Annotated in this window: 15 protein-coding genes; 8 read left to right on the top strand and 7 right to left on the bottom strand. The window is 34.2% G+C overall.

The window, feature by feature from the left end; genetic code table 11:
- Positions 1-19: 19 nt before the first annotated feature.
- Both ACTU6T_RS04120 and murI read left to right on the top strand, forming a co-directional pair.
- Complete coding sequence (locus tag ACTU6T_RS04120; RefSeq protein ID WP_460219993.1) at positions 20-529, top strand: OmpH/Skp family outer membrane protein; 510 nt, start codon at positions 20-22, stop codon at positions 527-529.
- Between the two features lie 66 nt (positions 530-595).
- A complete protein-coding gene (gene murI / locus ACTU6T_RS04125) occupies positions 596-1,375 on the top strand; it encodes a glutamate racemase (protein ID WP_460219994.1) in 780 nt (259 codons plus the stop codon).
- A gap of 10 nt (positions 1,376-1,385) precedes the next feature.
- On the opposite strand, the gene ACTU6T_RS04130 is transcribed toward murI, so the two are convergent.
- The 4 genes from ACTU6T_RS04130 to ACTU6T_RS04145 are packed head-to-tail and all read right to left on the bottom strand — an operon-like array spanning position 1,386 to position 5,217.
- Positions 1,386-1,901, bottom strand: a complete 516-nt coding sequence (locus tag ACTU6T_RS04130) for a gamma carbonic anhydrase family protein (RefSeq protein WP_460219995.1) — start codon at positions 1,899-1,901, stop codon at positions 1,386-1,388.
- Between the two features lie 17 nt (positions 1,902-1,918).
- Positions 1,919-2,317: a hypothetical protein gene (locus ACTU6T_RS04135; protein ID WP_460219996.1), complete on the bottom strand. Its 399-nt coding sequence runs from the start codon at positions 2,315-2,317 to the stop codon at positions 1,919-1,921.
- Positions 2,314-3,048 carry a LytR/AlgR family response regulator transcription factor gene (locus tag ACTU6T_RS04140; RefSeq protein ID WP_460219997.1) on the bottom strand — a complete coding sequence of 245 codons (735 nt, stop codon included), beginning with the start codon at positions 3,046-3,048 and terminating at the stop codon, positions 2,314-2,316. The genes ACTU6T_RS04135 and ACTU6T_RS04140 overlap by 4 nt, the downstream gene beginning before the upstream one ends.
- A complete protein-coding gene (locus ACTU6T_RS04145; RefSeq protein ID WP_460219998.1) occupies positions 3,049-5,217 on the bottom strand; it encodes a histidine kinase in 2,169 nt (722 codons plus the stop codon).
- Positions 5,218-5,430: 213 nt separating this feature from the next.
- Here ACTU6T_RS04145 and ACTU6T_RS04150 point away from each other — a divergent pair, with 213 nt between their 5' ends.
- A complete protein-coding gene (locus ACTU6T_RS04150) occupies positions 5,431-6,447 on the top strand; it encodes an SIMPL domain-containing protein (RefSeq protein ID WP_460219999.1) in 1,017 nt (338 codons plus the stop codon).
- Positions 6,448-6,460: 13 nt separating this feature from the next.
- Entirely contained in the window at positions 6,461-7,621 is a 1,161-nt protein-coding gene (locus tag ACTU6T_RS04155) for a VWA domain-containing protein (protein ID WP_460220000.1), read from the top strand.
- Between the two features lie 200 nt (positions 7,622-7,821).
- On the opposite strand, the gene ACTU6T_RS04160 is transcribed toward ACTU6T_RS04155, so the two are convergent.
- Entirely contained in the window at positions 7,822-8,829 is a 1,008-nt protein-coding gene (locus ACTU6T_RS04160; RefSeq protein ID WP_460220001.1) for a PorP/SprF family type IX secretion system membrane protein, read from the bottom strand.
- 7 nt (positions 8,830-8,836) lie between these two features.
- Positions 8,837-15,385: a choice-of-anchor L domain-containing protein gene (locus tag ACTU6T_RS04165; RefSeq protein ID WP_460220002.1), complete on the bottom strand. Its 6,549-nt coding sequence runs from the start codon at positions 15,383-15,385 to the stop codon at positions 8,837-8,839.
- Between the two features lie 334 nt (positions 15,386-15,719).
- On the opposite strand from ACTU6T_RS04165, the gene ACTU6T_RS04170 reads away from it, so the two are divergent.
- From ACTU6T_RS04170 to ACTU6T_RS04185, 4 genes are all read left to right on the top strand, one after another.
- Complete coding sequence (locus ACTU6T_RS04170) at positions 15,720-16,625, top strand: NifU family protein (RefSeq protein WP_460220003.1); 906 nt, start codon at positions 15,720-15,722, stop codon at positions 16,623-16,625.
- Positions 16,626-16,683: 58 nt separating this feature from the next.
- Complete coding sequence (locus ACTU6T_RS04175; protein WP_299333818.1) at positions 16,684-16,884, top strand: dodecin family protein; 201 nt, start codon at positions 16,684-16,686, stop codon at positions 16,882-16,884.
- 110 nt (positions 16,885-16,994) lie between these two features.
- Positions 16,995-17,678, top strand: coding sequence for a hypothetical protein (locus ACTU6T_RS04180; RefSeq protein ID WP_460220004.1), 684 nt, complete (start codon positions 16,995-16,997; stop codon positions 17,676-17,678).
- An 89-nt stretch (positions 17,679-17,767) separates the two neighbouring features.
- Positions 17,768-18,580 (top strand): mechanosensitive ion channel family protein, encoded by an 813-nt coding sequence (locus ACTU6T_RS04185; protein ID WP_460220005.1) that lies wholly within the window; start codon positions 17,768-17,770, stop codon positions 18,578-18,580.
- Here the strand turns inward: ACTU6T_RS04185 and tsaB are convergent.
- Positions 18,577-19,248: a tRNA (adenosine(37)-N6)-threonylcarbamoyltransferase complex dimerization subunit type 1 TsaB gene (tsaB, locus tag ACTU6T_RS04190; RefSeq protein WP_460220006.1), complete on the bottom strand. Its 672-nt coding sequence runs from the start codon at positions 19,246-19,248 to the stop codon at positions 18,577-18,579. The two genes, ACTU6T_RS04185 and tsaB, sit on opposite strands and share 4 nt — an antisense overlap.
- Positions 19,249-19,254: the final 6 nt, after the last annotated feature.

Below are 19,254 nucleotides of genomic sequence, written 5' to 3' on the forward strand. Positions count from 1 at the left end.
ACACGTAACAAATTTAAAAATGAAACATTTAAAAACCCTTTTATTAGCAGCTATACTATTTGTAGGTACTACAAGCCTTGCAACAGCACAAAGTAAAGTTGCTCATATTAACACGACTGAGTTGGTACAGTCAATGCCAGAGATGAAAGCTGCTCAAGCAGAAATTGAAAAGCTCTCTAAGACGTATGATGCAGATTACAAAACCATGGTTACTGAACTTCAAAATAAAGTAAAGCAATATAGAGCAGAAGTTGATACTAAGACTGAAGAAGAGAACACAAAACGTGCACAAGAAGTTCAGCAAATGGAACAAAGTATTCGTGAGTACCAAGCTGGAGCTCAAGAAGATTTAGGTAAAAAAGAAGCTGCCTTATTAAAGCCTATTTTTGAGAAGGCTAAAGCTGCAATTACTAAAGTTGCTGCAGATCAAGGTTTCCAATACGTATTAGATTCTACACAAGGTGGTGGTGTCATTGTAGCAACTGGGAAAGACCTTTTAGCAGATGTAAAAAAAGAATTAGGATTCTAAGAAAGAATACTTAAATAAATCGATAAGAAGCCACTTTTAATAAGTGGCTTTTTTATTTTTGTAATAATGAGTAAGCAACCTATAGGTCTTTTTGATTCTGGTATTGGAGGCACATCAATCTTCAAGGAGATTTGTGCTCTATTACCACACGAGAGTACCATTTATTTAGCCGATAGTAAAAACGCACCTTATGGTAATAAATCTGGTGATGAGATTATTGCTTTATGTATAAAAAATACAGAACTGTTATTAGAAAAAAACTGTAAACTTATTGTTGTTGCATGTAACACTGCTACTACGAATGCTATATCCTATTTACGAGCAACATATAAGATCCCTTTTATAGGAATAGAACCTGCCATCAAACCAGCTGCATTACGTACACAAACAAAAGCGGTTGGCATTCTAGCAACTAAAGGAACTTTGAGTAGTAAACTCTTTCATAAAACAACAGATTTATATAGTGATGGTATTACTGTTATCGAAAAAGTAGGTGAAGGTATTGTTCCATTAATAGAACAAGGACAGGTCGAAAGTGAAGAAATGAAAGACTTGCTAAGTATGTATTTAAAACCTATGCTTAAAGCTAATATAGATTATTTGGTTTTGGGTTGTACACACTATCCTTATCTCATTCCTTTGCTGAATAATATGCTACCTGCTCATGTAAAAATTATTGATTCTGGACTCGCTGTAGCTAAACAAACAAAATCGATTCTAAATCAAAACAAGCTATCTAATACTGCAAGTACTACTACAGATCATCTATTTTATTCCAATGGAAATACGACCATCTTAGATGCTATTTTAGATCATACTTACGAGGTTAAATTTCTAGATTTTTAATCGCAAGTAATTATTCCTTCAACCAACTGGAATATTTAACATAGTTATCAGCAATTCGATTAATTTCACCAGAAATTAACTCTTGACTAATATCTTTTACCTTTTTTGCTGGTACTCCTGCATAGATGCTTCCTGACTCGACAACGGTGTTTTTTGTAAGTACTGCTCCTGCAGCAATAATACTGTTACTTTCAACTACACAATCATCCATTACAATACTACCCATTCCAACAAGCACATTATCATGAATGGTACAACCATGAACTATTGCATTATGCCCTATGGATACATTATTCCCGATGGTCGTTGGTGATTTTTGATAAGTTGCATGAATTACAGCTCCATCTTGCACATTAACTTTATTGCCTATTTTAATAAAATGAACATCTCCCCTTATAACAGCATTATACCAGATACTACAATTGTTTCCAACAGTGACGTCTCCAATAATTGTGGCATTTTCTGCAATAAAACAATCCTCAGGTAGCTGTGGGTAATTTCCTTTTACTGGTTTTATGATTGGCATAAATTTTAAATTAAATATTAAAGCAATCTAGACATTTTATTCGAATCTTTTCTGTTTGCAGATAAAGGAATTATTTTTTTTCGTTTAATCTTAAATCTAAATTCTTTTCTATCATCAAGTTTCTCTTCATTATTAATTTTTAGATTATATAACGTTAATATTCTATTCTCTTTTCTCCATTTTCCATTATATTGAGTTTGAATTGTTTCGTTAAATTTCATCTTTACATTTCGATAAAACGTTCCATCTTTATAGAGAACTAAACTATCTAATCGAGAAAAGTACCATGTTGTATATTCTTTTATTGAATTTCTTCCTTCTAGTTCTTTTTCGTACACATATGTAGCGATAATGTCTTGACTAGAACTCAGATTTATAAAAGTCACAAAACACAAAGTGGTAAAAATAGTTTTCACTTAAAATAAGATAACAAATCCGACTTTTTTGAAGCAGATACCATAATCTGTTTCCCATTGCTTAGAACCACACTTCCTCCTTTACCTTTTACATATTTTTTAACCTCATTAACATTAACTAGGTAACTTTTATGAACTCTAGCAAAATTACTGTCACGTAAAGCTTCTTCAAAATATTTTAAGGTCTTACTTACTAATTTCTTTTTGTTAGTGTTGAGATAAATTTCGGTATAGTTATCATCGGCCTTGCAATATAAAATATTTGCCGTTTCTAAAACTTCAAATCCATCCTGTTGTGGTATCGTAATCTTACCATTAACTGCGCTCGTTTTTGGAACTAAAACCTGATCCTGTAAGGCGTCTTCTTTCGACTTTATTTCAGTAACATAATCAACAGCCTTAATAAGTTCATCTATAGAAATTGGTTTCATCAAATAATATGATGCATGTGCATTTAACGCATCAATCGCATAATGGTTGTACGCCGTTACAAACACCGTTTCAAAATTCACATCACCAACCTTATCTAATAAATCAAATGCGTTTCCGTAAGGCATCTCCACATCTAAGAACACCAAATCTAGCTCGGTATTTCGAATCAATACTAAAGCCTCTTCAATGTTTGCAGCCTCTCCTAATACTTCTACATTAGGACAATATTTATAGAGATAATTCTTTAGAATTTGTCTACTAGTTTCTTCGTCTTCAACAATTATAGATCTTAATTTCATTTAGTCTTTTTTTAAGGTTACAACGACTTTAGTTCCTGTGTCTTCTGCATCTTGAAAATCAGCGATAGATACATCCACTTTATCCTTATACATATTGTTAAGTATCGCAACTCGCTTTTTAATATTGCCCATTCCTTTTGATTTTTGCTTTTGCTGATTGGCCGTTTTCAAGTCTTTTGAGCGTATACGTCCAATTCCATCATCAGCAACGGTAATGGTAATTTCTGTATTACTTTTCTTAGCAATTTTAATATATAAATGACCTTTTTCAGTTTTGTAACGTAAGCCATGCCACACTGCATTTTCAATATAAGGCTGCAATAACATTGGAGGAATCTGATATTCAGCTACTTTAACATCGTCATCAACTGCAATGGTATAATCAAATTTATCTTGAAATCTGAAATGTTCCAACTTGGTATACAAATCTAGTAAGGCAATCTCCTTTTCTAAGGGAATAAAATCTTCTTCACTATTCTCTAATACAGCTCGCATTAAATGCGAAAAATCTGATAAATATTTATTTGCTGTGCGTTCATCATTACTCGCTATAAAACTATTCACTGAGTTTAACGCGTTAAAAATAAAATGAGGATTCATTTGACTACGCAATGATTTGAGTGCCAATAAATTGTTAGCCAAACGTTGTTGCTTGATATATTTGAACATAAAAAAAGCGGTAATCAACAATAAAATCAATCCTGTAATCAAAGAATAGATAATTAGTTGTTGATTCTTATGACGCTCATTGGCTAAACTTGAGGTGAGTTCACGATCACTTTCTAAGCTTGTAATACGATTTTGCTGTTGGATAATATTTCTCCTAAATTGATCAGCACGTGACAGTTCTTGTTCTCGTTTTATGTAAAGCTCATCAACTACATTCTTGTAATCTTCAAATGCAATTTTAGCTTTTTCATACTCACCAGCATCCGCAAACACATCAGATAATTTTTTTGTCGCATCTTTTTTAACCACTAAATCTTCATTAGCATCGGCTTCTTCAATACTTTTTTCTAAGTATGGAATGGCATTGGCATAATCTTTCTGTAGAAAATAAGCATTCCCAATTTTATAGTTTTGCTTTTGAAGTGTTAACGGGCTTTCATTTACAATAACCGAATCTTTCTGAACCTCTTTTACATCTTCTACTATCTCTTTTCTCAGTTGAATTTCCTCTTCATAATTACGATTGGTGTTTCGAAAATCGGCAACCGTCACCTTCTCTTCTAAAGCTCGTTTTTTGGTTTCTTTTTCAGCTAAGTCTAATGAGTTTAAAAAGAAACTTTCGGCTTTTTCTACCTTACCGCTCGAATTATAGCCTTGAGCAATTTTTGAATTGAGGTCTACAATTTTCGGTTTAATCAAATGCTTATTTGCAATAGATAAACCTTCCTTATAAGATGCAATAGAAGCTGCATAATTCTTGATACTAAAATAGGTATCTCCAAGACCCTCATGTAAGGCTACACGCTGATAGTTACTAAGTGTTTTTTCGTCTATTGCTTTGTAAGTTTCAATGCTTTCTTGATAATTTTTATTGAGACCATAAGCTTTAGCTAAACCTAATTTAGCTTCGTTAGTCTCAATATTTTGAAGACTCATCCTGTAATTGGTAACTGCCAAATCATACTGCTTCCAATACATGTAAACTTCGGCAAGAACTAAATAAGCTTCAGCGTTTTGCTTTTGAGAACTACTTTGAGATAAGGCCTCACCAACAAAAGATATACTCTTATCAACATCCGTTTTTTTGTGTTTTGTTACCGAATCTATTAGTGCATTAAATACCTTAATATCCTTTTTAAATTTGGTTTCCTCTTGCGCTCTAACTTTCGCTGGCTCTACTTCAACCGATATTCTTTCGTCACTTTCTATAGTGTAATACACGGTTTCAAAATCTTTATGTCTTATAACCAATTCATCTCCTTGTCGTGCTTGTATAATAAAGGTTCCATCCAAATCAGTTCTTGTATAAGCACCTCCATTAACTTCGATATTTACTTTAGATATAGGTTTGTAGGTGTCACTTTCTCTAACCGAACCTCTAATAGTAAATAAGGTAGCCGTTCTAACTTTTTGAACCGAATCTTCACGTTCTTGAGCACTTACATTTCCGAAGGGAAAAAGCATCAAAATTAAAAGGCTATATATAACTAATTGTTTCATTATTAAAAATTGAATGGAATAAACTTACACACTTTAATTGAGTAAATAAAATGAGTATTTCGAAAGTCATATAATTTAACCTCCTAAAAACCACAGCTCACTCATTTAATAATCGCATTCACTCATTCATCATCACCATTCGCTCATTCTCATTTTTAATACAAAAAAGTTGACCATAGATTTACAGTGTTAATCAAAAAACAATCGTAACAAATGAGAAATCAAACCCTTAGCTTATTATTAGCTTTTACATGTATCTATGGCATGCATGCCCAACACAAAGGTAATTATGATCAAATCTCCAGACAGAACATTTTACACTCTGGTAATGCCGCGATATATAACCCTACAATTCACCAACAAGTCAACAAAGTATTAACTCCAAGCACTCATGTTTTTGTAGATGTAAAAGCATTACAAAACGTAGACGCAACAACTTATACCGCAATCTTTAATGTCTCTCAAATTGGACCTACCGCAGATAGTACAACCCTTCTTATCAATCAACGAATTAACAAAATTAAAAGTCAGTTAAAATCTGATGGAATTGGGGAAGAACATTTTGCAGTTGATGTTATCTCGTTTGTACCAAATTATGAAATTGAAATACAGAAAAAACTCTTTAGTAAAACCTATACTGAAGTTCCAAATGGATTTGAGCTTCAACAAAATCTACATATCCAATTTGAAAAAACCAGTCAATTTGAGTCCATTTTAACCGCTTGTGCCAAAAGCGAAATATACAATCTGGTTAAAGTAGATTATTACATCGAGAATATTGCTGAAGTGTATAAAAACCTCCAAACACAACTTTTAAAACTCATCGAAGAAAAGAAAACCTATTACAAAGTTCTGGGATTTGATTTGGCTAATTATAATGTTGCGATTGCTGACGATCAATACTGCTATTTCCCAAAAGATTTTTATCAAAGCTATCAAGCCTTTAATAGTATTTCGTTTGAAGCCATAACAAAGAAAAAAGGGGTAACTACTGCAAAAAAACAAACTAGCTATTACTATCAACCTTTATCCTACGAAAACTATGATGTGGTTGTTAACCCATCTATTCTAGAACCTGTTGTACAAATAGGAATGAACATAAGACTACAGTACTCGCCAAAACCTGAAGAAGCTAAACAAGAACCTATAGTTAAAACTGAAACAAAACATAAATATTATGTCGTATCTCCAAATGGAACATTAGACATCAAAGCATTACAAACAGATTAAAAAATAGTATGAAATGAAAACAATAGTCAAAACATTCGCCATTATTTTTTGTGTGATAAGCACCTTATCATGCAACGCCAGAGAGAAGAAAGAAACAAAAGCCTTAGCATTTGCTAATACTAAAGTAGAGTCTCATCGCACAGATAAACAATTTATTAAAGTTGCCTTATTACTAGATACTAGCAATAGCATGGATGGTCTTATCGATCAAGCTAAAGCACAATTATGGGACATCGTTAACGAATTATCATATGCCAAGTGTGGTGATAAAAAACCAAATCTAGAAATTGCTTTATACGAATATGGTAATGATAATCTAAGTAGTGATGAAGGTTACATAAGACAAATTTTAGCATTTAGTAATGATCTCGATGAAATTTCTAAAGAACTTTTTTCATTGACTACCAACGGTGGAAATGAATATTGCGGTCATGTTATTCAAACCTCTTTAAAGCAGTTAAAATGGGGACAAAATGAAAACGACTTAAAACTAATTTTTATTGCAGGAAATGAACCATTTACCCAAGGAAAGATTAGTTATCAAGATGCAGCAGAACTAGCTCATAAAAATGATGTTACCATCAATACCATTTTTTGCGGTGATTATAATCAAGGAATTGCTTCATATTGGAAAGATGGTGCCGATTTAGCACATGGCGACTATATGGCAATAAATCATAATCAAGAAACTATTTATGTGGCAACACCTTATGATAACCAAATTCTCAAACTAAACGAAAAATTAAATAATACTTATGTAGCATTTGGTAGTGCAGGACATAAAAAAATGGAACTTCAGGCTGAACAAGATATAAATGCATTAGGGTATAGTCAAGCAAATGCTGTAAGTCGTACGGTAAGCAAAAGTTCACATTTGTATATGAACTCTACATGGGATTTAGTTGATGCTGAACAAGAAGAAAGCTTTTCATATAAAAACCTAAAAAAAGAACAACTCCCAAAAGAGTTAAAAGGAAAATCAACATCCGAAATTAAAGCTTATGTCGCTAAAAAGCGTCAAGAGCGAGCATCTATCCAAAAGGAAATTCAAGACTTAAATGAAAAGCGTAGACAACATATTCAAACACAAAAACAAAATGACTCCAATGGTTTGGAAAATGCCATGATAAAAGCTATAAAGACGCAAGCCAAAGAAAAGAAATATAACTGGTAAAATAAATGATGAGGACTAACCCAATAATGGTTAAGTGGAGTTGGGCATTACCCACATCAAATTCTCACTAATTTGATATGGGTCGTGCTCTCGGTAGTCGCTTCCAGTCTTAACTGGAGAGCTCCAACAATACCTCCATCACTAATGCAAAAAAGTCTCGATAATATCGAGACTTTTTTTATAATATAAGTAATCTATTTTTAGTTAATCGCTGGACAATTACACTCGTACTTTTCTCGTCTACAGTTGAAATTATAACCTAAGGTTATCTGGTGAAAACCTCCGTTATTAAAAACTACAGAATTAGCTTGGTAAGAGTATGTGTATGCAAATACAAAGTTATTATAATCAACTCCTACAAATGGCGTAAAATATTGTAGCTTTTGACTACTTACACCAGCTCCATCTTGAAACTCGGCACCATCTAAACTTCTGCGATAAGATAATCCACCCCAAAGTTTCCCAAAGTCCATGACCTTATAAGCTTTAGCATTAATATCTATCGATGCTTCTTCAGTGGCATCTCTATACATAAACATGATTGAAGGTTCAAAACTCCAATCACTATTGTATTTGCTAAACGTATTTCCTGCCGAAAAAATGTAAGTTCTTAAATTATCATAACTCAATCCTTGTTCATTGAAATTAATACCCTCGTTGCTTAATACATTTTTTACTGTAGCATGAGCATAGAAATCGATTAAGTGATATGAAAATCCAACGTCAACATTAAAATTAGTAGCACTTTGCTCTACACCAGCAATGATAGGGTCAAATCCATCTGCTAAAAATTCCGTTTCATCCAATTTATATTGAATCAATCCTGCACTTAAACCAAAGGACAACATATTTAAATCAATCTCATTTCGAGAGAACATTAAATGATGTGCATATGTTAAATATGCACCAGTTTGCGAATGATACCCATTCTTATCATTATATACAATGGCACCTACAGCAGAAGGAGTATCTCCAATTCTACCATTTACACTTAAGGTTTGAAGGTTAGGTGCTTCGTCTTGTCCAAACCATTGAGCTCGAGCAGTCAAACGCACTTTAGCACAATTAGCAACACCTGCCATTGACGGGTGAATGAGATAATAGTTATCTGTTAAATAATCAGCATAGATGGGTAATCCCTCTTGGGCAGTCCCAATAAATGAAAATAATGCTACACTAGCAATTAAACAATACTTTTTTAGATTCATACGATTTTTATCTTTTCAGGGTAAAATGGGCTTTAAATTCTTTACGGTCGCCAGTATTAGGTTCATTATACTCTACTACAAACCAGTAGTCGCTCGTTGGCATTAGATTCCCTTGATAGGTTCCATCCCAACCTGCTCCTGTTGGACTAAGTTGTTTGAGTAACTTTCCATATCTGTCAAATATATAAATTTTTGCGCTTGGTTGACTATTTATTGCGCTAATGTTCCATGTATCATGATAGCCATCTCCATTTGGAGTAAAGAATTTTGGATAATCCATCACTGTGACTGTATCACTTGCCTCTCCACATCCATTCTTATCTCGAGCAGTTACCACATGATCTCCTATAGATACATCTACAAAAATATTCTCATCCTGCCACGGCCCATCATCTAAACTATACTCATAATCACCAACACCTTCTACACTAACCTCTATCACATGTGTATCTGCAAAAGCATCTGTAGTTACCGTAGCTGTCACCTCTGGTGGATCACTCTCTATCACCTCCGTACTATCACTACTCTCACACATCGTATTTGGTGAACTACTCACATCAACTACAGTCACACTATAAGTTCCGCCTTCACTCGGCATATAACTCCCCTGGGTAGCTCCTGTGATCTCTGTTCCATTTAAAAACCAGGTAAAACTATAAGTTGGTGTACTCAATCCTGTATCTAAGATCAAGTCATTTAACACCTCTGTCCCATTAGTATCCACACACAGAATATAACTGTCCTCTAAATCAAACACTGGCAATGGATTAACCTGTAAGGTCAATGATGCCACTGCATAACATATCGATGTATCCATACCCGCTCCATCTGGAGTGTCATTATCAACTCGTGCCCATATTACTTGAGGATTCACTAAGTTCTCATACAAAAATGGTAATGGGTTAACTCCTAACTCTGCATCCGCCTCACTCGCATAATAACTCACTATATAATTCGCTGGATCTTGTCCATCAAGTATAAAATCATTCTGTGTCGTCAAATCAAACTGTGCACTATTATTGGTCGGATCATTATCATCATCCATCTGATCATCACAAATCTCATAAACAATAGCCTCCATATCACTATTAGCCTCTGCTGCCTCTTGAACCTCTACATTAAAGCTCGGTGTACTTATTGAACAGCCTGTATCATTATTAGTAATAGCCACAAAAATCTGTTGTGGGTTAGTTACATTCGTATATGGACTCACTAGTGCATTCATTAAATCATCAGCATCTGCCTGAGTAGCATGATAGCTTACTGTAAATAACGCTGGATCTTGACCATTTAGTACTTCAGCATCCTTCATCGTTAAATCAAAATCATAGAACCCATCATTATTAAGCTCACAGGCTATAAAATCTGTAACTGCAACAACATCCGGTAACGGATTAACAATAAGGGTAAAGCTTACTATCGTATAACATCCTGTAATATCATTAGTCACACGTACATAAATCTCCTGTGGTGTACTAGTATTGGTATACATCGTTGGGTCAGCTATCGCATTAACACCATCTTCTGCATCTTCCTCTGTCTCATGATAGGTCGGTGTAACTCCTACTTCGCCATTAAGTAATAAAACTTCATTGGTCGTTAAATCAAATACCTCTTCCATATCCCCTGGATTGATATCATCACAAAGGATAAGCTCTGGTAATACCGTTGTTGGGGTTGGGTTTGGAAGCACTCGTATTGTCAAAGTAACCTGATCAGTACAACCTGTATCGGTATCGGTAACTACTACATAAAGTGTTTGTGGGTTTGCTGGCGCTCCTCCTACTGAAGTATTGGTATAACTCTCTGCATCTACAGCATTCATCTGCGCATCAGCATCTGCCTGTGTCTCATAATAACTCACACTCCAACTTGCCTCACCTCCTGTGATTTCATTATCCTTTACACTCAAATCAAATACCGTAATCTCATCGGCTATCTCATCATCACATAACTCTAATGGACTTGGTTGTACTCCTACTGGTGGAAGCTCTACTCGAATCTCAAATTCCCCTGTATCTACACAACCATTGACTACACTCTCCAATCGCACATAAATCGTTTGTGGATTACTCGTATTAGTATAGTTCCCAACATTAGCTATTGGATTGTTGCCTGTTTCGGCATCTGCCTGGGTTACATGATAAGTTAATGTCACATCCGATTGACCTCCTAAAATCTCTGCATCTTTTATACTCAAATCAAACTGAGCGATACCATCTGCATTTGTATCACAAATTACATAGTCTTCTATATCTACTGGAACCTCTGGTGATTCTAATACGCGAATCGTTAAGGTCGCTGTGGCATTATAACAACCTGTAACCGTATTGGTCAGTCTGATGTAAATCGTTTGCTCGGTCTCTACTATATTCGTGTACGGACTTGATAACGCATTATCGCCACTCTCTGCATCTGCCTGAGTCTCATGATAAGTCACCGCTGTGTCCAATTCTCCTCCTATAACCTCTAATGTTCGTTCCTCTAAATCAAAACTTGCAAAACCATCATTGTCCTCATCACAAACCTCTAAATCCATCGGAGCTGTTGGTGATGGTATTGGATTTACTCTAAGTAATATGCTCGCTGTAGTGCTTACAAAACAGCCTGTAACATCATTGGTTGCTCTTACAAATATCGTTTGTGGGTTCACAATATTTGTATAAGGACTTGAAATTGGGTTCGTCCCTGCATCAGCATCTGCCTGTGTCTCATAATAGGTTAAACTAATCCCTGTTTGACCGTTTAATATCTCATCTGTAGCATCTTCCAACATGAAAGACTCCATCTCGTCGCCTGGATTATTATCATCACATAACTCTAATGGACTTGGTTGCAACAATACTGGTAATGCATTAACTATTAACTCTAAGGTCGTTAACTTATAACAACCTGTCGCATTATCCTCTACACGTATCCATATCGTTTGATTAAACGCAGTTGTATTTGTGTAATTCGCTGGATTTAAAATTGCATTAGACCCTGTGTCTGCATTGAGCTCTGTCTCATAATAGGTAACCGTATATAAGGTTGGATCTGATAAATTCTGTAGAATCTCTGCCTCCTTACTCGTTAAATCAAATTGTCCAAAACCATCTGCCGATAAATCATCACAAATCTCTAATGGACTTGGACCTGCCCCTAACTGTGGCGTTGGGTTGACTATCAATATAAGTTCTACTATAGTAGCGCAATCTGTCGCTATGGTTGAACTCTCCACACGTACATAAACCGTTTGCTGATCCTCTACGATATTGTTATATGGACTCACTAGTGGATTCACATCATTATCAGCATCGGCCATAGTCTCATGGTAACTCACCGTTAAACTTGGATCTCCTCCAGTAATCTCTATATCCTTGCTCGTTAAATCAAATACACCAAAGCCATCACTGTCTGGATCACAATATTCCAATGCAGTCGGAGTATTGGCTATTGGTGCCTGCTCAACTATAAGCTCTAATGTTGTAGTATCATAACAACCCGTATTTATATCTTGAACACGTACAACTACTATTTGCCCATTGACTGTATTTGTATAAGGTATCGGTAAAGGATTTAAATTATTATCTGCATCAAACTGATCTAAATGATAACTCACCGAATAATTTGGATTATTCCCCGTAACCTCTACATTCTTTAACGTTAAATCTATACTCGTTATTCCATCTGGAGTCCCATCATCACAAACCTCTAAAGACGTTGGGGCTACTAATGCAGGTAATGGATTCACAATTAAATCGAAACTACCAACATTTGTACAGTTGCTTGTCGTATTAGTAACATTAACATATATAGTTTGAGGTGTGCTCGTATTATTATATAAAGGCGGAAGTGGATTTAATCCTGTTTCGGCATCAGCTTGAGTTTCATGATATGACACAGAAACTCCAACTTGTCCATTTATGACTTCTACATTTTTAGAAAATAAGTCAAAAATTTCAGTTTCATCACCTGGTAAATTATAATCACATAATTCGTAATTAGAAATCGTTCCTACAGTAGGTAAAGGGTTAACAATTAATACTAATTCAATAGTATCGTAACATCCAGAATTGGCATCTTCCAACCTCGCAACAACTGTCTGTGTATTAGGGGAAATATTACTATACGGACTTGCAAGCGCATTACTTCCTGTATCTGCATCAGATTGTGTTTCATGGTAGGTTACCGTCATATTAGTTTGCGGTCCTATAATTTCTAAATCTTTCAACGTTAAATTAAATGTTGCAAAACCATCATTATCATCATCACAAACTTCCAAAGCCGAAGGCAAATTAGGAATAGGAGTTGGATTTACAATTAAATCTAAAGTCGTTGTATTGTAACAATCTGGGACACCATTTGCCTCAACTCTAACAAATACCGTTTGCAAATTAGGAATACTATTAGTGTAAGGTATTGGTAAAGGGTTTGCTCCAATATCTGCATCAGCTTGTGTTTCATGATAAGACACTGTAACAGTACTAGGGTCAAGAGTGTCAATAACTTCAAGATTTCTATCTGTTAATGTAAACATTGCAAATCCGTCATTGTTATCATCACATTCATCTAAAGGAGTTACCGATGTGTTGATATTTAAGTTCGTAAATACAAGGTCAAACATAGTAGTTGCATAACATTCCTGAGTATTATCTGAAATTCGGGCATAAACTGTTTGAGGGTTAGAAATATTAGTATACGGGCTTGCCAACGGGTTTACATTATCCATTGCATCTTGCTCGGTAAGATGATATGAGATTAGAAAATCTCCTGGGTCTTGGGCTCCAAGAATATCATCATCATTATCAGTAAGTATAAAATCTCCTACTCCAGAAAAGCTACAAATCGACAAATCTGGAGGTGTATTTGCTACTGCATTTGGTTTAAATTCGACAATCACCGAATCAGTGGCTTGGCAATTTCCAGAAAAAACAACATCTACACTATATACACCAGCTTCAGTAACGTCGAGCGTTGATGATGTTTCGCCAGCAATTTCAATTCCATCTTTATACCAAACATGATTAGCTGTAGGTGCATTAGTATTTAGCGTAATAATTTCTCCTCCGCATTCAGCAGTACCCGCAGCTATAGTAATATCATCTCCTAAGTCACCGCCTAGATTAAAACTTCCTGCCTCAATGAAAACTCCTGAATCTAAAGCATTATCAGAAGCATCAGCAATTACCAGTTTAATTGTGTACGTATCTCCAGGGATAACAGGTGATGAGGCTGTAAATACTGTTGTACGACCATCAAAACTCATTGGTGGTGAATTATCTCCTGGAACTGTATCTGTATAGCCACCAAAATACTGTTCATTAATAGCTGGACATCCTGGATTTTCAGGATGAATATTAGTAACAAGAATTGGTGTATTTGTCCCAGGTAAAACAGCTAAATTAGTAGTAGTACCAGCAGAATCTGTAAGTAAGAATGCAAAAGCATCAGAGAATGTACATTCAAAAGTACCACCTGTGTTTCCATTATACTCTTCAGAAGCCATCAAGAAGTCAAAACTGATACTATCTGCTAATGGCACAAAATCAAATTGAATAATAGATGCATTATTAGAATTAATCCCAACTACTGCATCCAATTCTGGATCACCTGGCCATGCACCATCACTCAATGCATTATCATTAGGACCTCTTGCTCTACTTGCATCACCAGAAGTTAAAAGAACTCCATCAGTAAATGGAAAAATAGAACCATCATTAATGAAATAACCAATCCCATTATCATCTCCAAAATTAGTTCCCGTTGAAAAAGTAATATTACTAACAGAAGCACAAGGACTGTCAATTAGAACATCCTGAACAAGTTCTTCAACCGTAAATGTAGTTTGGTCGACTACAATATTTTCTCCAACCACAAAAACTGTAACTTGAGCAATTTCATCACAACCAACTGGGTTGGCATCTGTAACGGTTAAAGTAACTGTATATGTTCCCGGGTTTGCATAAGTATTTGAAACTGTTTGTCCAGTATCTGAATTAAAATCACCAAAACTCCAATCATATGTTGCTCCAGTACCATCATCAGAAAATGTAGCGCTGCCTGTAAAATCGACCTGCTGACCAACATTAACCTGTACAACACCTCCTGTATTTGCTACAGGGACAGTTGTAATTGAAGGTGTAATGGTTTGGCAAGGAACAGCACAAATAATATCGGCTTCCCATCCAGTAGTAGTTCCAGCAGAATCTGACACGAACTGTACAGTAATACAGCCACTAGTATTAGTGTCTGATGCAATAACCAATCCTGGACCAGCAACCCCTGAGTAAGTACCTATTACTGGAGCTGTTGTATCATCTCCATCATAAATTGTTAAGACATCTGCGTTAAGTTGTGTACTAAATGCTGTAAAATCTAAGATGATAAACTCCCCTGCATTTTGTGCACAAATTGTGGTTACAAAATTTTCGTCACTTCCATAGGCTCCTCCTGCACCTCCTGAATCAAAAAACTTATCTGGAGCACATCTTACGAATGATCCATCTTGCATATTTAAATCTTGAGCAAATGAAATGTAGGAAAATAAGATAAATAAAATGTAAAGCTTCTTCATAGCGGTTTAAAATAGTATTTATACTTATTATAAACCACTTTTTCATTTTATAAAAAATGAAGACTATAACGATGAATAATTGTTTTCTTAACGAGAAGAAAAGACAATCTAGTTATAGGTAGAGGTTTTTGATAATAAGAGCGAAATTTAATAAAAATTAAGTAATAACGACTTCTAAATCGTTTTAAAAATAACAGTTTAACACTAAAAAACCCTAACACCTTCGTTCAAATAACTTGTTATTACGATTAATATCCTGTTTTATGTCATTATCAAATTCTTAAAACTAGTATTTTGACATTTTTGTTACTTATTTTTGCAAAAAGAAAAATATATGTCTACTTATTCAATTGCAATTAAAGAAACAAGCAACCCAACAATATTAAAATTTGAAATCGATCAGTTTATTACACAACATCAAAGTTTTGAATTCAACAATATTGATGAAGCCAAATCATCTCCTTTAGCACAACAACTATTTTATTTACCTTTTGTGAAAAAAGTTTACATTTCAAGTAACTTTATTGCAATAGAACGATTTAACATTGTCGAATGGATTGATGTACAAGATGAAGTTGCTGAACAAATTAAATCTTACCTCAACAACGGAGGAATCGTAGTAACATCCACAGGCAATGCAAACAAGAAAGTTCCTGTAACTGTGTATGCGGAAAGCACTCCTAATCCTAGTGTTTTAAAATTTGTAGCCAATAAAAAATTGGTAACTGCGTCACACGAATTTACATCAATAGACGATACGAAATATGCTCCTTTAGCTGCCGAATTATTTCATTTCCCATTTGTTAAAAGTGTTTTTATTGATGAGAACTTTGTGTCTATTACAAAATTCGATATTGCAGAATGGAATGATATTACAATAGAATTAAGAGAGTTTATTAGAGCTTATGTAGAAAACGGAAAAGAAATTATTAACGCTAATGCTCCAAAACAAGTTGAAAAGAATCAAAGCTATTTAGATGAACAATTTGAACAAAAGGATGATATATCCAAAGAAATTATTAATATCCTAGAAGAGTATGTAAAACCTGCTGTTGCAAGTGATGGTGGTAATATTGAATTTCAATCTTATAATGCAGAAGAGAAGAAAGTAAGTGTTATACTTCAAGGTGCCTGTAGTGGTTGTCCTTCTTCAACCTTTACATTAAAAAATGGTATCGAAAATATGCTAAAAGAAATGCTTAAAGGGAAAGTTGAAACCGTTGAAGCAATTAATGGCTAATTTTAAATATTATTTCTATATTTAACTCACTTAATAATAATTAAATAATAAATATCAAATGGCAGTATTAAAAGTAATTGAAGTATTATCAAATTCTGATAAAAGTTGGGAAGATGCAACCAGAAAAGCTGTAAAGCAAGCTTCTAAAAGCGTAAAAAATATTAGATCTGTATATGTACAAGATCAAAGCGCAATTGTAAAAGATGATGATGTTACTGAATTTAGAGTCAATGTCAAATTAACTTTTGAAGTTAAATAAACCACGTCAAAGCACTCTATTAAGGGTGCTTTTCTAATTAACAAAAAAACAAACCCCTAAATCAATAGAGTTGGCATTAAATTTGATGCTAATTGTTAAAATTACTCGTTATGAAATCAACACAATTATTTATCGTTTTATTATTAGCTTCTGCAGTTTCGTTCGCTCAAGATTTGGTTCAGACTCAAACACTTACCACTGGTAATATGAGTTTTACATTTGATAGAAGTGATAAAACTATTCAAGGAACACCCTATATCATAGATGAATTTACACCTGCAAGAGTTTCGGCAGATCAAAACAAAATATTTAATCTTAGATACAATGCTGTTTCTGATCAAATGGAAGTTCAGTCAGACAAAAATACAATTCAAGCCATAAATAGAAATATTGAAGGCGTGACAATAACATTTCTAAAAGATAATAAAACCTATCAATCGCTTAATTACATAAATGAAGATGGCATTGCCGAAAGAGGTTATTTCATCCATGTTAATAGTCCTGATTCGAAAATAAACTTATTATTAAAAGAATCGAAAAAATTCATTGAAAGACAACCTGCAAAAAGCAGCTATCAAGATACCAAACCTGCACGATTTAAAAAGGTTGATGACGTGTATTACATTATAATAAAAAACAATACTGCTCAAATACTACCTGAAAAGAAAAAAGATATATTAAAACTATTTCCTGAGAACTCAAGTAAAATAGCTGCCTTTATGAAATCTGAAAAAATAAAGCCTTCTAAGAAAGAAGACCTCATTAAGCTAGTAAACTTTCTAAATGTACAATAGATTACATTTTTCAAAATATCAAACCCGAACAATTTTATGAATCGTTCGGGTTTTTTTATTAATATTATAGTCTAATTTAAAACTATATTATGGATTTACAAAAATGGGTTGATAAGGGCTACGATTTACTTATCGACTTTGGCCCAAAAGTATTGGCTGCAATAGCCATATGGATTATTGGATCATGGATTATTAAGAGTATCTTAAAAGGTGTTCGCAAAGTCATGGATAAAAGAGAATATGATGAAAGTTTAAAGAAATTTCTTTTAAATCTATTAAGTTGGGTCTTAAAAATCGTTCTTATTGTAGTTGTTCTTGGTACCGTTGGAATAGAAACCACGTCATTTGCCGCTATTTTAGCAGCAGCAGGTCTTGCTATTGGATTAGCCTTACAAGGATCTCTTGCTAATTTTGCTGGAGGTGTTTTACTCATGATTTTTAAACCTATTAAAATTGGTGATCTTGTAGAAGCACAAGGGGAACTAGGTGTGGTAAAAGAAATTGAGATTTTCACTACTAAGTTGTTAACACCTACCAATAAAGAAGTTATTATTCCTAATGGCGCATTGTCTAATGGCAATATTGTAAACTATTCTACAGAAGGAATTTTACGTTTAGATTTAGTGTTTGGTGTTAGTTATGATGCAGATATTAAGGAAACTAAAGACGTGTTGATGAATGTACTAACTTCAAACCCTAAAGTTCTTAAAGATCCAGCTCCTTTAGTAAATGTTACAGAATTGGCAGACAGTTCTGTTAATTTTGCTGTAAGACCTTGGGTGAAAATTGAAGATTATTGGGATGTTCATTTTAATACTCATGAAAGTGCAAAAATGGCATTAGATGCAGCTGGAATTGAAATTCCATACCCACATGCTGTGGAAATTCAAAAAGATGCTTAAGACTTTGGTTTTAAAGCGATAAAATCTTTTAAATAAAAAGGTTCAAAATAGGCGACATCTTCGATGTCGCTTTTTTTATACTTTGCATAAGACAGCGCGCCCATTTCATTAGCTGATGGTAGTTTTCCGTCAATAAATCTTGCGTTTTGATTATTAATTAACGTTTTCGTTTTCTCAACACCATTTCCAACGAAAAACACTAGACCTTTTTTCAAATATTCATTAAAGGAATTTTCATCAAGAATTTGAGCTTCTACTCTTCTTATTTCTTCATGCTGAAAATCAAAAACAGCAGAATACACTTCCAATCGTCTTGCATCGAGCATAGGCACTATAACCCCCTCATCAATTCGCACCTGATTGGATAAAGCCTCCAATGTTGACACGGAAATAAGCGGAATATTTAAGGCATAACTTAAGCCTTTTGCTGCCGATACTCCAATCCTTAATCCTGTATAAGATCCTGGCCCTTTACTTACTGCAATAGCCTTAAGTTGATCTTGTTTAACATCAGCAGTTTTCAAAACATCATCAATATACACATGAAGAGATTCTGCATGTGAATAATTGACATTATTGTCTTCTTTTAAAACTAAAGTCTCTCCTTCTTTAGAAAGAGAGACTGAACAATTAGTTGTAGATGTTTCTATATTTAATATTAGAGACATGACTAT

It is taken from the genome of Psychroserpens citreus, assembly GCF_055686305.1.

What these genes read in the sequence shown, in the direction of transcription:
- ACTU6T_RS04140 (WP_460219997.1), bottom strand. Translation starts at nt 3,048, where the DNA reads ATGAAATTAAGATCTATAATTGTTGAAGACGAAGAAACTAGTAGACAA.
- ACTU6T_RS04165 (WP_460220002.1), bottom strand. Translation starts at nt 15,385, where the DNA reads ATGAAGAAGCTTTACATTTTATTTATCTTATTTTCCTACATTTCATTT.
- ACTU6T_RS04130 (WP_460219995.1), bottom strand. Translation starts at nt 1,901, where the DNA reads ATGCCAATCATAAAACCAGTAAAAGGAAATTACCCACAGCTACCTGAG.
- tsaB (WP_460220006.1), bottom strand. Translation starts at nt 19,248, where the DNA reads ATGTCTCTAATATTAAATATAGAAACATCTACAACTAATTGTTCAGTC.
- ACTU6T_RS04145 (WP_460219998.1), bottom strand. Translation starts at nt 5,217, where the DNA reads ATGAAACAATTAGTTATATATAGCCTTTTAATTTTGATGCTTTTTCCC.
- ACTU6T_RS04120 (WP_460219993.1), top strand. Translation starts at nt 20, where the DNA reads ATGAAACATTTAAAAACCCTTTTATTAGCAGCTATACTATTTGTAGGT.
- ACTU6T_RS04180 (WP_460220004.1), top strand. Translation starts at nt 16,995, where the DNA reads ATGAAATCAACACAATTATTTATCGTTTTATTATTAGCTTCTGCAGTT.
- ACTU6T_RS04150 (WP_460219999.1), top strand. Translation starts at nt 5,431, where the DNA reads ATGAGAAATCAAACCCTTAGCTTATTATTAGCTTTTACATGTATCTAT.
- ACTU6T_RS04160 (WP_460220001.1), bottom strand. Translation starts at nt 8,829, where the DNA reads ATGAATCTAAAAAAGTATTGTTTAATTGCTAGTGTAGCATTATTTTCA.
- murI (WP_460219994.1), top strand. Translation starts at nt 596, where the DNA reads ATGAGTAAGCAACCTATAGGTCTTTTTGATTCTGGTATTGGAGGCACA.
- ACTU6T_RS04155 (WP_460220000.1), top strand. Translation starts at nt 6,461, where the DNA reads ATGAAAACAATAGTCAAAACATTCGCCATTATTTTTTGTGTGATAAGC.
- ACTU6T_RS04170 (WP_460220003.1), top strand. Translation starts at nt 15,720, where the DNA reads ATGTCTACTTATTCAATTGCAATTAAAGAAACAAGCAACCCAACAATA.
- ACTU6T_RS04185 (WP_460220005.1), top strand. Translation starts at nt 17,768, where the DNA reads ATGGATTTACAAAAATGGGTTGATAAGGGCTACGATTTACTTATCGAC.
- ACTU6T_RS04175 (WP_299333818.1), top strand. Translation starts at nt 16,684, where the DNA reads ATGGCAGTATTAAAAGTAATTGAAGTATTATCAAATTCTGATAAAAGT.